The organism is Pseudomonas sp. TH15, assembly GCF_016651105.1.
Taxonomy (GTDB): Bacteria; Pseudomonadota; Gammaproteobacteria; order Pseudomonadales; family Pseudomonadaceae; genus Aquipseudomonas.
In genome coordinates this window covers 2,864,962-2,879,590 of record NZ_JAEKEL010000001.1, presented here as the reverse complement: position 1 = coordinate 2,879,590, position 14,629 = coordinate 2,864,962, and the positions used below count along the sequence as shown (strand labels likewise).

At 60.0% G+C, this 14,629-nt stretch carries 13 protein-coding genes; 9 read left to right on the top strand and 4 right to left on the bottom strand.

Annotation, left to right across the window (positions count from 1 at the left end; genetic code table 11):
- Positions 1–1,128: an efflux RND transporter periplasmic adaptor subunit gene (locus JFT87_RS13100; RefSeq protein WP_201201862.1), complete on the bottom strand. Its 1,128-nt coding sequence runs from the start codon at positions 1,126–1,128 to the stop codon at positions 1–3.
- Between the two features lie 193 nt (positions 1,129–1,321).
- On the opposite strand from JFT87_RS13100, the gene JFT87_RS13095 reads away from it, so the two are divergent.
- Positions 1,322–1,927 carry a TetR/AcrR family transcriptional regulator gene (locus JFT87_RS13095; protein ID WP_201201861.1) on the top strand — a complete coding sequence of 202 codons (606 nt, stop codon included), beginning with the start codon at positions 1,322–1,324 and terminating at the stop codon, positions 1,925–1,927.
- Between the two features lie 116 nt (positions 1,928–2,043).
- On the opposite strand, the gene JFT87_RS13090 is transcribed toward JFT87_RS13095, so the two are convergent.
- The 3 genes from JFT87_RS13090 to JFT87_RS13080 all read right to left on the bottom strand — a co-directional run bounded on the left by JFT87_RS13090 (position 2,044) and on the right by JFT87_RS13080 (position 4,382).
- On the bottom strand, positions 2,044–2,502 hold the full coding sequence (locus JFT87_RS13090) for an REP-associated tyrosine transposase (protein ID WP_201201859.1): 459 nt from the start codon (positions 2,500–2,502) through the stop codon (positions 2,044–2,046).
- Positions 2,503–2,771: 269 nt separating this feature from the next.
- Entirely contained in the window at positions 2,772–3,842 is a 1,071-nt protein-coding gene (locus JFT87_RS13085) for a hypothetical protein (RefSeq protein WP_201201853.1), read from the bottom strand.
- Positions 3,843–3,941: 99 nt separating this feature from the next.
- Positions 3,942–4,382 carry a GlcG/HbpS family heme-binding protein gene (locus JFT87_RS13080; protein WP_201201852.1) on the bottom strand — a complete coding sequence of 147 codons (441 nt, stop codon included), beginning with the start codon at positions 4,380–4,382 and terminating at the stop codon, positions 3,942–3,944.
- Between the two features lie 268 nt (positions 4,383–4,650).
- On the opposite strand from JFT87_RS13080, the gene gcl reads away from it, so the two are divergent.
- The 8 genes from gcl to JFT87_RS13040 all read left to right on the top strand — a co-directional run bounded on the left by gcl (position 4,651) and on the right by JFT87_RS13040 (position 14,472).
- Entirely contained in the window at positions 4,651–6,426 is a 1,776-nt protein-coding gene (gene gcl / locus JFT87_RS13075) for a glyoxylate carboligase (protein ID WP_201201851.1), read from the top strand.
- A 177-nt stretch (positions 6,427–6,603) separates the two neighbouring features.
- Entirely contained in the window at positions 6,604–7,386 is a 783-nt protein-coding gene (gene hyi / locus JFT87_RS13070; protein ID WP_054049422.1) for a hydroxypyruvate isomerase, read from the top strand.
- Positions 7,387–7,596: 210 nt separating this feature from the next.
- Positions 7,597–8,490, top strand: coding sequence for a 2-hydroxy-3-oxopropionate reductase (locus JFT87_RS13065; protein ID WP_201201850.1), 894 nt, complete (start codon positions 7,597–7,599; stop codon positions 8,488–8,490).
- A 221-nt stretch (positions 8,491–8,711) separates the two neighbouring features.
- Positions 8,712–9,992, top strand: a complete 1,281-nt coding sequence (locus JFT87_RS13060) for a glycerate kinase type-2 family protein (protein WP_201201845.1) — start codon at positions 8,712–8,714, stop codon at positions 9,990–9,992.
- A complete protein-coding gene (gene pyk / locus JFT87_RS13055; protein ID WP_201201844.1) occupies positions 9,982–11,397 on the top strand; it encodes a pyruvate kinase in 1,416 nt (471 codons plus the stop codon). Before JFT87_RS13060 ends, pyk begins: the two co-directional genes overlap by 11 nt.
- A 175-nt stretch (positions 11,398–11,572) precedes the next feature.
- Positions 11,573–12,487, top strand: coding sequence for an urea transporter (locus JFT87_RS13050; protein WP_201201843.1), 915 nt, complete (start codon positions 11,573–11,575; stop codon positions 12,485–12,487).
- A 23-nt stretch (positions 12,488–12,510) separates the two neighbouring features.
- On the top strand, positions 12,511–13,335 hold the full coding sequence (locus tag JFT87_RS13045; protein ID WP_201201842.1) for an ion transporter: 825 nt from the start codon (positions 12,511–12,513) through the stop codon (positions 13,333–13,335).
- 141 nt (positions 13,336–13,476) lie between these two features.
- Entirely contained in the window at positions 13,477–14,472 is a 996-nt protein-coding gene (locus tag JFT87_RS13040) for a sulfate ABC transporter substrate-binding protein (RefSeq protein WP_201194961.1), read from the top strand.
- Positions 14,473–14,629 lie beyond the last annotated feature (157 nt).

Below are 14,629 nucleotides of genomic sequence, written 5' to 3'. Positions count from 1 at the left end.
TCACTGCGTGACGACCTTCACAGCAGAACCGTCATCCAGTTTGTCCGCGCCCTCGGTGACCACCTGCTCGCCCTGTTTCACGCCATTGTCGAGAATCGCCGAAACATCGCCCGTGGCCGGCCCGGTCTTGACGTTACGCAGGCTGACCTTGTTGCCGGGGTCGACCACCACAAACACGAAATCACCCTTGCTGCCGTGCTGAATCGCCCGGGTCGGCACCACCGTGATTTGCGTCAGGGTATCGGCCTTGAGCCGGGCGTTGACGAACTGATTGGGAAACAGCGCCTTGCCCGAGTCATCGAACTGCGCCTTGACCTTGATCGTACCGGTGCTGGTATCGACCTGATTGTCCAGCGCCAGCAGGCTGCCGGTGCCCAACAGGTTGTGCTTGTTACGGTCGTAGGCCAGTACCGTCACCGCGCCTTTGGCCATGGCCTGATTGATCGCCCCCAGATCATCTTCGGGCACAGCGAAGACCACGGTCGCCGGAGTCATCTGAGTAATCACCGCAATACCGGTGGTGCTCGCGGTGGTAACGTAATTGCCGGGATCGACCTGGCGCAAACCGACCACGCCATCGACCGGTGAGGTGATGGTGCAATAACTCAACTGAACTTCCAGGTTCTGCACACTGCCCTGATCGGAGGCGACCGTGCCTTGCAGCTGCTGTACCAGAGAGGCCTGGGTGTCGAGGGTTTGCTGGGTGGTGGAACCGACCTTGATCAGCTCGCGATAGCGCGCCAGGTCCCGCACTGCGTTGCTCAACAACGCCTGATCATGCATGAGCGTGCCCTTGGCTACCGCCAGTTGCGCCTTGAGCGCGCGGTCGTCGATGCGGGCGATGACCTGTCCCTTGTGCACCTGCTGGCCTTCCTTGAACTCGACCGAGCTGAGAATCCCATCGACCTGAGTGATCACCGTCACACTGCGGGTCGGCGTGACCGTGCCCAAGGCATCGATGTACACCGGCACGTCCTGCAACTTGACGGCCGCCGCCGCAACGGGCTCGGCGGGGGGCGGCGGTTTGCTGCGGTGTTGTCCCTGGCTCAGGTAAAACCACAGGGCAAGCGCCAGCAACAGCCCGATGCCAAACATCAGCACGAATTTGCCTCGCCTGCGTTTTTCCATGGTCGCCGCCTCGCGCACTTGATCGCTGCCTAGACTCTAGCAGCGCCGCCGCAGTGGGCCTGGCGGATGGAGCATTTGTTCAGGCGGGCGACAGACTGACGCGACGAACGCCCCGGCCGTGCATTCTTGAGCGCCGCGCGAGGCCGGTGCTACCATGCGCAACCGCCAGAACAGGCAAGGAACCCCCTGGTTTATGAGCACTATCCGCGAGCGCAACAAAGAACTGATCCTGCGTGCCGCCAGTGAAGAATTTGCCGACAAGGGCTTCGCTGCGACCAAAACCAGTGATATCGCAGCCAAGGCCGGATTGCCCAAGCCCAACGTCTACTACTACTTCAAATCCAAGGAAAACCTCTACCGCGAGGTCCTGGAAAGCATCATCGAGCCGATCCTGCAGGCCTCGACGCCCTTCAACGCCGATGGCGTGCCCAGCGAAGTGCTGAGCGGCTACATCCGCTCCAAGATCCGCATCTCCCGCGATCTGCCCTTCGCCTCCAAGGTGTTCGCCAGCGAAATCATGCACGGCGCCCCACACCTGAGCGCCGACCTGGTCGAACGACTCAACGGCCAGGCCAAACACAACATCGACTGCATCCAGACCTGGATCGACCGCGGCCAGATCGCCGCCATCGACCCCAACCACCTGATGTTCAGCATCTGGGCCGCGACCCAGACCTATGCCGACTTTGACTGGCAGATCTCGGCGGTGACCGGTAAAGCGAAGCTGGACGAGGCGGATTACGAAGCGGCGGCGCAGACGATTATTCGGTTGGTGTTGAAGGGGTGTGAGCCGGACTGAAAGACCGCGGCGCGGCTATTCGCGAGCAAGCCCGCTCCCACACTCGATCTGCGACACACTGGAGATCCAATGTGGGAGCGGGCTTGCTCGCGAATGGGGCAACTCGGGTCCCGAGACTAAAGCCAAATGGCATCCCACAACGGATAGTCGCCAAGCTTCTCAACCAGTCCCGCCCGCAGCGGGTTAGCCACGACGTACCTCGCCAATTTCACCAGATCCTCTTCCTTGCGAAGTGCGCGGTCATGAAAGCCTTGCTGCCAGAGCCCAACCTTACGGCCGGTGACACGGCTCACAGCCTTGGTGCTGAGTGATTTGGTTCGCTGCATCAATTCACCCAGCGATCCCCTTTTGAGCTCAACCAACCAGTGAAAATGATCAGGCATGACAACCCACGCCAGTGAATCGGCAAATCCCTCTTGTTCTGCGGCTCGAAATTGGCTGACGACCAACCGGCCAAGGATGAAGTCGCTGAACAACGGCTCCCTGCGCAAAGTATTGGTGGTCAGCAGATAGATGCGGTCAGGTTCGGAGTAGCGACCGATACGCAAGCGATGTGAAGCTGATAAATCCGGCATTCCTTTGCCTTTCTCATGTTCAGTTCATGGAAAGGCTAGTCTTGTGAGCGGCATAAGGTGAGGCTAGCTTTTAGCCAAATGTGTATTCAAGTCAGAATTCGCGAGCAGGCTCGCTCCCACAAAGGCCAAAGACATTCAGGCATTTTGTGTCTGCCTGCTACACCTATGGGGGCGAGCCTGCTCGCGAAAGCTACTAGTCAGGCGCCACGATCAAACCGTTCCCAACATCCGAAGCATTGAAGGACATGTGAAAAGCCAGCAATCGTGCTTCACCCCTCTTCCCGCATCACCCAGCGCAGCGCTTGCGGGAACGAAATTTTCCAGTCATCCGGGTAGAAATGCCCACCTTCATGGGTACGGGATTTCACTTCGTTACCTTCACTGAACAGTTGGCGGAAATCGACCGTCATCTGCTGATTGCCCGGCCCTTCTTTTTTGCCGTTGATCACAAACACCCTTTTGCCGTGGGCCTTGCTCACCGTCGGAGTCGGCTGCATGCCGCCGGGGGATACCAGCAGCGCACCCGCGTAATCCTCCGGATGCTGGGCCAGCAAGGCGCCCGCGTGTTGCGAACCTTGAGAGAAGCCCATCAGGTAGACGCGTTTGCGGTCGATGCATTGCTGCGCTTCCAGCTCTTTCAAGCCTTTCTGTACAACCTTGTGCGTGCCTTCGAAACCCGGGCCGATCCAGCGGAAACTGTTGGTGGCATTGATCATTTCCGTGCCATTGATGCCGAGAATGATTGCGCCGGTGTCTGCCAGCGGCTGATCACTTTCATCAAGCTCACCGTTGATGCCGTAACCGTGCAGCCACACCACGACCGGACGGCAGGCTTTGGGCGCGGGAATACTGGCAGACGGGTTGAGGACCGAAATCGCACCGACCTTGCCGACGGCGATTTTCTTGTAGCGCTCCTGAGCATTGGCCAGAACGGTTTTATAGGTCGCCGTGTCGCGCAGCTCGGAGAAATCCTCGTCACCCGCCAGCAAAGGGCCGAACCACAAGCCGCGATCATCGGCCTCTTGAAGAAAGCGCAGAGCCAGCTTGTCATCGCCACGGCGGGCAAACAGTGCAGCGACCTGATAAGGCGCCTTCAGTTGCTTGGGATCTTCACGGCTCGCTGCCAGGTAAACAGCGATCGCCTGCAGGGTATCGGTGTCTTCGAGCTTCTCGGCCCGCTCCATCAGTTCGTCTACATCATCAGCATTGATCAATGCAGAGACCACCGGGCTCAGCGCGTGGAACGCGATCTCTTCGGCGTCGGGTGTTTCCGTCGCGTGCAGGATGGGAGTACAGAGGGTCATGGCCGTGGCCAGAGTCATGGCGAATAGCGTCTTCACGCAGATCTTCCTTGATACATAAACGAGAGGGGCGGCAGTCTATAGACCCCACCCCTCTTCGTCATCATCACGCCTTCAGACGTGCTGATTTATTTCCACTCAGGCCGCCACCCCCGCATCCGCCCGCAACCCCTGCGCCTCAATCGCGCTGATCGCGCACTGTTCATCCACATCCGACAGATCGCCGCTGATCCCCACCGCTCCCAGCACATTCCCGTCCTGATCCCGAATCAATACACCGCCCGGTGCCGGCACGACGCTGCCCTGCCCCAGGCTATTCAATGCAGCAATAAACGCCGGGCGTTGCTGGGCATCCAGTGCCAGCAGCCGCGAGCCTTTGCCCAGCGCAATCGCACCCCAGGCTTTGCCGATGGCGATTTGCGGGCGCAGCAGGCTGGCGCCGTCTTCTCGCTGTAGAGAAAGAAGATGCCCGCCGGCATCCAATACAGCGATGGTCAGCGGAGCTGCGCAGATTGCACGCCCTGCGGCGATGGCCTGACTGGTCAGGCTGACTGCGACTTTCAAGGTTAAAGCGCTCATGGTGCCGTCCTCATTTTGTTTTTGGGAAAGCCGTTGGACTGCTTCGTAATGCCGCAGTCCGATGCAACAAATAGAACACAATAGATTATTTATTTGTATACAATAATTCTCGAAAAGCGCCGCATGCGACGAAAAGCCACAGCAGAACGGGCTTCCGACGAATGAAACAGTCGCTTGAGAAAATGGATTGACCTGCGCCGTCCGCCGTGAATACACTCTGCGCAAAGCCACTTGTATACAATTACAAAACGTAAGAGGCACCAAAACCATGAGCAAAATGAGAGCAATCGAAGCCGCCGTTCTGGTGATGCGCCGCGAAGGGGTTGATACCGCTTTTGGCATCCCGGGCGCCGCGATCAACCCGCTGTACTCCGCCTTGCAGAAGGTCGGTGGCATCGATCACGTCCTCGCACGCCATGTTGAAGGCGCTTCGCACATGGCCGAGGGCTACACCCGCACCAAGGCTGGCAACATCGGCGTGTGCATCGGCACTTCCGGCCCGGCGGGCACTGACATGGTCACCGGGCTTTACAGCGCCTCGGCCGACTCGATCCCGATTCTGTGCATCACCGGCCAGGCACCACGGGCCCGTATGCATAAGGAAGACTTCCAGGCCGTCGACATCACGGCCATCGTCAAGCCAGTGACCAAGTGGTCGACCACCGTCATGGAACCGGGCCAAGTGCCTTACGCGTTCCAGAAAGCTTTCTACGAAATGCGCTCCGGTCGTCCAGGCCCAGTGCTGATCGACCTGCCGTTCGACGTGCAGATGGCTGAAATCGAATTCGACATCGATGCCTACGAACCACTGCCACTGGCCAAGCCCACCGCTAACCGCGTGCAAATCGAGAAGGCCCTGGCCATGCTCGATCAGGCTGAGCGCCCATTGCTGGTCGCCGGTGGCGGCATCATCAACGCCGACGCCAGCGAGTTGCTGGTGGAGTTTGCCGAGTTGACCGGCATTCCAGTGATCCCGACCCTGATGGGCTGGGGCACCATCCCGGACGATCACCCATTGATGGTCGGCATGGTTGGCTTGCAAACTTCGCACCGTTACGGCAACGCAACAATGCTGAAATCGGACGTGGTATTGGGCGTCGGTAACCGTTGGGCCAACCGCCACACCGGCTCGATCGACGTTTACACCGAAGGCCGCAAGTTCATTCACGTTGACATCGAACCGACGCAAATCGGCCGCGTGTTCACCCCGGACCTGGGCATCGTTTCCGACGCCGCTGCCGCGCTGACCGTGTTCATCGAAGTCGCTCGTGAATGGCAAGCTGCTGGCAAGCTGAAAAACCGCAGCGCCTGGCTGCAAGATTGCCAGCAGCGCAAAGCCAGCCTGCATCGCAAGACTCACTTCGACAACGTGCCGGTCAAGCCGCAGCGCGTGTATGAAGAGATGAACCAGGTGTTCGGCAAAGACACCTGCTACGTCAGCACCATCGGTCTGTCGCAGATTGCCGGCGCGCAGTTCCTGCACGTCTACAAACCGCGTCACTGGATCAACTGCGGCCAGGCCGGCCCGTTGGGCTGGACCATTCCGGCAGCGCTGGGCGTGGTCAAGGCTGATCCGACCCGCAAGGTTGTGGCATTGTCGGGCGACTACGACTTCCAGTTCATGATCGAAGAATTGGCGGTGGGCGCGCAGTTCAAACTGCCGTACATCCACGTGGTGGTGAACAACTCGTACCTGGGGCTGATCCGTCAGGCCCAGCGCGGTTTCGACATGGACTACTGCGTGCAGCTGTCCTTCGATAACCTCAACGCTCCGGAACTCAACGGTTACGGTGTTGACCACGTCGCAGTTGCCGAAGGCCTCGGTTGCAAGGCACTGCGCGTGTTCGAGCCGGCTCAGATCCAGCCTGCCCTGCGCAAGGCTCAGGAACTGATGGAAGAGTTCAAGGTGCCGGTGATCGTCGAGATTATCCTGGAGCGCGTGACCAACATTTCCATGGGCACCGAGATCAACGCGGTCAACGAATTCGAAGACCTGGCGTTGGTCGGTAACGATGCGCCAACCGCGATTTCGCTGCTCGATTGATCGTAACTAGCCCCCTCTCCCCTCGGGAGAGGGCTGGGGTGAGGGAAAGGTTTTGCGGTGTTCGCACAATCGGGATCAGACTCAGGATCCCCCTCACCCTAACCCTCTCCCCCAGGAGAGGGGACTGATCGCGTTCAGTCTGACCAACCGTGTCAAATCCGCTTTTAGGAGACCACCATGCCGCGTTTCGCAGCCAACCTGTCCATGCTGTTCACCGAACAGGATTTTCTTGCCCGTTTTGAAGCGGCCGCCAAGGCCGGTTTCAGTGGTGTCGAATACCTGTTCCCTTACGACTTCAGCTCCGCCGAGATCAAGGCCAAGCTCGACGCCAACGGTCTGACTCAGGTGCTGTTCAACCTGCCGGCCGGTGACTGGGCCAAGGGCGAACGCGGTATCGCGTGCCTGCCGGATCGGGTCGAAGAGTTCCGCGCCGGGGTCGACCTGGCAATCGCTTACGCCAAAGTGCTGGGCAACACCCAGATCAACTGCCTGGCCGGGATTCGTCCACAAAACGTCGATGACGCCACCGTGGAAAAAACCTTCGTCAGCAACCTCAAGTACGCGGCCGACAAGCTGCAAGCGGCGGGTATCAAACTGGTGATGGAAGCGATCAACACTCGCGACATCCCGGGTTTCTACCTGAACAACACCGCGCAAGCCCTGTCGATTCGCGAACAGGTCGGCAGCGCCAACCTGTTCCTGCAATACGACATCTACCACATGCAAATCATGGAAGGCGACCTGGCCCGCACCCTGCAATCGCACCTGGGCGAGATCAACCACGTGCAGTTGGCGGACAACCCGGGGCGCAACGAACCGGGCACCGGTGAAATCAACTACCGCTTCCTGTTCGAACACCTGGACCGCATTGGTTATCAGGGTTGGGTTGGCTGCGAATACAAGCCGCTGACCACCACTGAAGCGGGTCTGGGCTGGTTGAAAACCCATAACGCAATTTGACACGAAACCTGTGGGAGCGAGCTTGTGTGGCGAGGGGGCTTGCCCCCGTTCGGCTGCGAAGCAGTCGCAAAACCTGCACATGTGTTCTATCTGACTGACCGCAAAAACACATTTGGGGCCGCTTCGCGACCCAACGGGGGCAAGCCCCCTCGTCACAAAGAGCTCATCGGTCCAGAGCCGGGAGCCAAACAAAAACAAGAGGATTTTCTCATGGCTAAAATCGGATTTATCGGCACCGGCATCATGGGCCACCCAATGGCGTTGAACCTGCAGAAAGCCGGTCACAGCCTGTTCCTGTCGGCGCACCACGACCCCGCCCCGGCTGACCTGGTTGCCGGTGGCGCCATCGCCTTGGCCAACCCGAAAGAAGTCGCCCAGGAAGCCGAATTCATCATCATCATGGTGCCGGATACCCCGCAGGTCGAAGACGTGCTGTTCCGCGCTGACGGCATCGCCACCGGTGTTGGCAAAGGCAAAGTGGTGATCGACATGAGCTCGATCTCGCCAACCGCTACCAAAGCTTTCGCCGCCAAGATCAACGAAAAAGGCGCCCAGTACCTCGACGCGCCAGTGTCCGGCGGTGAAGTGGGCGCCAAGGCTGCGAGCCTGAGCATCATGATCGGCGGCGATGCCGATGCCTTCGAACGCGCCTTGCCGCTGTTCCAGGCCATGGGCAAGAACATCACCCTGGTCGGTGGCAATGGCGACGGTCAAACCGCGAAAGTGGCGAACCAGATCATCGTTGCGCTGAACATCCAGGCTGTCGCTGAAGCCCTGCTGTTCGCCTCGAAAAACGGTGCCGATCCAGCCAAGGTTCGTGAAGCGCTGATGGGCGGTTTTGCTTCGTCGAAGATCCTCGAAGTGCACGGTGATCGCATGATCAAAGGCACCTTCGACCCAGGCTTCCGCATCAGCCTGCACCAGAAGGACCTGAACCTGGCCCTGCAAGGTGCCCGCGAACTGAACATCAACCTGCCGAACACCGCCAACGCCCAGCAAGTGTTCAGCACCTGCGCGGCCATCGGTGGCAGCAACTGGGATCACTCGGCGCTGATCAAAGGCCTGGAACACATGGCGAATTTCTCGATTCGCGATAAGAAGTAAGCCTTACCCCCCCGCTCCCCTGTAGGAGCGACCTGTGGTGAGGGGGCTTGTCGGAATGCCGCACCACCCCGTTGGGCTGCGAAGCTGCCCCGAAATCTCTGACGCATTAAAGATTTTGTGAGTGCTACGCACTCAAACGGGGGCAAGCCCCCTCGCCACAGGGCCCGCTCCCACAGGGGGCCGAGTTACCCTTCAAATAACAAGAATTCCGGGAGCCCGCCATGTCGGTCGATCCGCAACATCTGCTGCGCGAGCTGTTTGCCACAGCCATCGACGCGGCCCATCCGCAACAAGTCCTCGAAGCCCATTTACCCAAAGATCGTAGCGGTCGCGTGATCGTCATCGGCGCCGGCAAAGCCGCAGCGGCCATGGCCCAAGTGGTCGAGCGTTGCTGGCAGGGTGAAGTCTCAGGCTTAGTGGTGACCCGCTACGGCCACGGCGCCCCGTGCGAAAAAATCGAAGTGGTCGAAGCCGCGCACCCGGTGCCGGATGCGGCCGGTCTGGCCGTGGCCAAACGCGTGCTGGAACTGGTCAGCAACCTGACCGAAGACGACCGCGTGATCTTCCTGCTCTCCGGCGGCGGCTCTGCGCTACTCGCACTTCCGGCGGCGGGAATTACCCTCGCCGACAAGCAATCCATCAACAAAGCCCTGCTCAAATCCGGCGCGACCATCGGCGAGATGAACTGCGTGCGCAAGCACCTCTCGGCGATCAAGGGCGGCCGTCTCGGCAAAGCCTGCTGGCCCGCCACTGTTTATACCTACGCGATTTCCGATGTACCGGGCGACCTCGCCACCGTCATCGCCTCCGGCCCGACCGTGGCCGACCCGAGTACCTCGGCCGAAGCCCTGGCGATCCTAAAGCGCTACAGCATCGAAGTCCCGGCCTCGGTGCGCACCTGGCTGCAAAGCCCGGAATCGGAAACCGTCAAACCAGGCGACCCGAGCCTGGCCCGCAGTCATTTCCAATTGATCGCCCGTCCGCAGCAATCCCTGGAAGCGGCGGCGGTGAAGTGCCGTCAGGCCGGTTTCAGTCCGCTGATCCTCGGCGACCTGGAAGGCGAATCCCGGGAAGTGGCGAAAGTCCACGCCGGCATCGCGCGGCAGATCGTCCTGCATGGCCAGCCATTGGCGGCGCCGTGCGTGATTCTTTCCGGCGGCGAAACCACGGTCACCGTGCGCGGCAATGGTCGCGGCGGGCGCAACGCCGAATTCCTGCTGAGCCTGACCGACAGCCTCAAAGGCCTGCCCGGCGTCTACGCCCTGGCCGGTGACACTGACGGCATTGACGGCTCCGAAGACAACGCCGGCGCGATCATGACCCCGGACAGCTACGCCCGCGCCGCCGCCCTCGGTTTGAGCGCCAGCGACGAGTTGGACAACAACAATGGCTACGGCTATTTCGAGGCGCTGGACGCCCTGATCGTCACCGAACCGACGCGCACCAACGTCAACGACTTCCGCGCCATCCTGATTCTCGAGAGCACACACCATGACGCCTGATAAAAAGGTCAAAATCCTCGCCACCCTCGGCCCTGCCACCGACGGGATCGATGACATCCGCGAACTGGTGCAGGCCGGGGTCAATATCTTCCGGCTGAATTTCAGCCACGGCGATCACGCTGACCATGCCCAGCGCTATCAGTGGATTCGTGAAGTCGAGCGCCAACTGAATTACCCGCTCGGGATTCTGATGGACCTGCAAGGCCCGAAACTGCGGGTCGGCAAGTTTGCCGGCGGCAAGGTGCAACTGCATCGCGGCCAGGCCCTGCGCCTGGACCTCGACCCGACCCCGGGCGACGAACGCCGGGTCAACCTGCCGCACCCGGAAATCATCGCTGCGCTGGAGCCGGGCATGGACCTGCTGCTGGACGACGGCAAGTTGCGTCTGCGCGTAGTCACCAAGTACTCCGACGCGATCGACACCACCGTGCTCAATGGCGGAGAACTGTCAGATCGTAAAGGCGTGAACGTGCCGCAAGCGGTGCTCGACCTCAGCCCGCTGACCGCCAAGGATCGTCGCGATTTGAGCTTCGGTCTGGAGCTGGGCGTGGACTGGGTCGCGCTGTCGTTCGTGCAGCGTCCGGAAGACATTCAAGAAGCCCGCGCGTTGATCGGTGACAAAGCGTTTTTGATGGCCAAGATCGAGAAGCCTTCAGCCGTTGAGCAACTGCGTGAAATCGCTGAACTGAGCGACGCGATCATGGTGGCCCGTGGCGACCTTGGCGTGGAAGTACCGGCCGAGAGCGTGCCGCAGATCCAGAAAAACATCATCACCACTTGCCGCGAACTGGGTAAACCGGTGGTGGTAGCGACGCAGATGCTCGAGTCGATGCGCTTCTCCCCGGCGCCGACTCGCGCCGAGGTGACTGACGTTGCCAACGCCGTGGCTGAAGGTGCGGATGCGGTGATGCTGTCGGCAGAAACCGCATCCGGCGAATACCCGCTGGAAGCCGTGCAGATGATGAGCAAGATCATTCGCCAGGTGGAAAATGGTCCGGACTATCAGGCGCAACTGGACGTGAGCCGACCTAAGGCTGAAGCGACTGTTTCCGATGCGATCAGCTGCGCGATCCGGCGCATCAGTAACGTGCTGCCGGTGGCGGTGCTGGTGAACTACAGCGAGTCCGGGACGTCGAGCCTGCGTGCCGCGCGGGAACGGCCGACCGTGCCGATCCTGAACCTGACGCCCAACCTGCAAACCGCTCGCCGCCTGACCGTGGCGTGGGGCGTGCACTCGGTGGTCAATGATCGGCTGCGCCAAGTGGATGAAGTCTGCTCGACGGCGCTGGAGATTGCGCAGGCGCAAGGCATGGCCAAGCGTGGCGACACGTTGTTGATCACCGCGGGCGTGCCGTTTGGGCAGCCGGGGTCGACTAACTCTTTGCGCATCGAGACTCTGATCTAAAAAACAACCTTTGTGGCGAGGGAGCTTGCTCCCGCTCGGCTGCGCAGCAGTCGTCTGTTTGGCATGATGGTTTTCACAGAGAAACCGCATTCGCCGATTTGGGGCCGCTTCGCAGCCCAACGGGGGTAAACCCCCTCGCCACAGGGTTTTGTGCAAGTCCCTGGTATTTACTTTCATGCCTGCCAACCACTTCAACACCCACTGCCCCGACTGGGCCACTGCCCTGCTCAACGGTTTCAGTCAGATCTTCCTCCAGCGCCATCCGCTGTGTGGCCTGCTGTGCCTGTTGGCGATTCTTTTTACCGCGCCGCTCCTGCTCGGCGGTGCGCTGCTGGGCGGGGTCGCGGGGTTGCTGACCGCGCAACGTCGCGGCTACGCCAAGGCTGATCGTCAGGCCGGGCTGTTCAGCTATAACGGCGTGTTGCTCGGCCTGTTGCTGAGCCTGTATTTCCCCTGGTCCGCCATGTTGCCGCCGCTGATCATCGCCTGCGGTGGCCTGAGTGCGATGCTCACCGAGCAATGGCTCAAGCGCTGCCGTGATCATCAGTGCCTGCCGGCCTACACCGCACCGTTCGTTGGCCTGAGCTGGATGCTGCTCGCGTTTGCTGCGCCCCAGCACCCGGCGCCGCTGATTGAAATGAACACCCTCAACGTGATCGCCGCTTCATTAAAAGGCTTGGGTCAGGTGATGTTTCTCGGGCATCCGCTGGCGGGTGCGCTGATTGCCGCAGGTTTGCTGATCGCCGACCGGCGTGGGTTTTGCTGGGCGTTGCTGGGGTCGCTGGCGGGTCTGGGCTTCGCTCTGTTGCATCACGAAACTTCCAGCGCATTGTCAGGCTTGAGCAGCTATAACCCGGTGCTCGCCGCCCTCGCCTTCAGCCAGGTCCGCCGCCAACCCTGGCTGCCGCTGCTGGGCATTGTGCTGGCGATGCTGCTGACGCCGGGTTTCGCCGCGATAGGCCTGGCCACGCTGACCGCGCCGTTCATCCTCGCTTGCTGGCTGATCCGTGCCGGCATTCGCGTACTGCGTGGGGCCGCCAAAGACACTGCGCCTTGCGCTACCGGGGAGAATAACCCTAGGCTGCGCTGATTTTCATGCTCAGGGCGATTCGAATGAACGGCAACGACACGTGGCGCAATCGCCTGTACGTGATGATTTTCCAGACCGACACGGTAGCTGGCCGGCGCTTTGACAGCACGTTGCTGCTGATCATCCTCGCCAGCCTGGTGATCGTGATCCTCGACAGCATTGACGCGGTTCATCAGAACTACGCCGACGTACTGGCGTGCATCGAGTGGGGGTTCACGGTCATCTTTCTGGGTGAGTACATCCTGCGCCTCTACTGCTCGCCCAAGCCGCTGCGTTACGCGTTCAGCTTTTACGGGCTGGTGGATTTGCTGGCGATCGTGCCCGGCATCCTCGCGTTGTACTACAGCGATGCACAGTACCTGCTGATCATCCGGATCATTCGGATGCTGCGGATTTTCCGGGTGCTCAAGCTCAGCCCCTACCTGAAACAGGCCCATTACCTGCTCGATGCCCTGCGTGGCAGCAAGCAGAAAATCCTCGTCTTCCTGCTCGGCGTCTGCACCTTGGTGACCGTGTTCGGCACCTTGATGTATGTGGTCGAAGGCCCGGAACATGGCTTCACCAGCATCCCGAAAGGCATCTACTGGGCTATCGTGACCTTGACCACCGTCGGCTACGGCGACATCGTGCCGAAAACCGTGCTGGGGCAAATCATCTCGTCGATGGTGATGATCACCGGTTACTCGATCATCGCGGTCCCGACCGGGATCTTTACCGCTGAACTGGCCAGTGCGATGCGCGGCGAACAACAGCAACACGACTGTCCGGTGTGCAAGAAAAACAGCCACGAACCCAGTGCCGCGTTTTGCTCGCGGTGTGGTAATGCGTTGTTTACAAAACTGGAATAAGCAAAGAGCTTTTTAATCTTTAAAGGACTATGCGTGCCCGGCTATAGTCGCTGGCAAAACGGTGGCAACACCTCTTCAATGACTGAAAAATAACCTGTAGGAGCTGCCGAAGGCTGCGCCTACCAGAACAAGGAATGCGCAGTGAAAAAACTCTTTGGCGCCTCACTTCTGGCCGCTGGCCTGGCATTGACCAGCGTGGCTCAGGCCGCACCGACCCTGCTCAACGTTTCCTACGACGTGATGCGCGATTTCTACAAGGACTACAACACTGCGTTCCAGAAACACTGGCAAGCCGAGCACAACGAAAACATCACCCTGCAGATGTCTTTCGGCGGCTCGAGCAAACAGGCACGTTCGGTCATCGATGGCCTGCCGGCTGACGTCATCACCATGAACATGGCCACCGACATCAACGCCCTGGCGGACAACGGCAAACTGGTCCCGGACAACTGGGTCACCCGCCTGCCAAACAACAGCGCGCCGTTCACCTCGGCCACCGTGTTTATCGTCCGCAAAGGCAACCCGAAAGCCCTGAAAGACTGGCCCGACCTGCTCAAGGACGGTGTGCAAGTGATCGTGCCGAACCCGAAAACCTCGGGCAACGGCCGCTACACCTACCTCTCGGCCTGGGGTTACGTGCTGAAGAATGGCGGCGATGACGAAAAGGCCAAAGCCTTTGTCGGCAAACTGTTCAAACAGGCACCAGTGCTGGACACCGGCGGCCGTGCAGCCACAACGACCTTCATGACCAACCAGATCGGCGACGTGCTGGTGACCTTCGAAAACGAAGCGGAAATGATTGCCCGCGAGTTTGGCCGTGACCAGTTTGAAGTGATCTACCCGAGTGTTTCCGCCGAGGCTGAGCCGCCGGTATCTGTCGTCGATAAAGTCGTCGACAAAAAAGGCACTCGCGCCGCTGCTGACGAATACCTGAAGTACTTGTGGTCGCCGGAAGGTCAGGAGATTGCAGCGGCAAACTACCTGCGTCCGCGAGACCCGGCGGTTTTGGCCAAGTACACCGATCGTTTCCCGAAGGTTGATTTCCTTTCGGTAGAGAAGACCTTTGGTGACTGGCGTACCGTGCAGAAGACCCACTTCAATGATGGTGGGATTTTTGATCAGATTTATGCGCAGTAAAGGCTAAGGCTCAATGAAAAGGCGACCTGCGGAGGTCGCCTTTTTTTGTGGCCAAACAGTAAATTTGTGTTCACCGAAGATCCCCTGTGGGAGCGGGCTTGCTCGCGAAAGCGGTGTCTCAGTAGACATCTCTGTTGAATGTGAAGCCGCCTTCGCG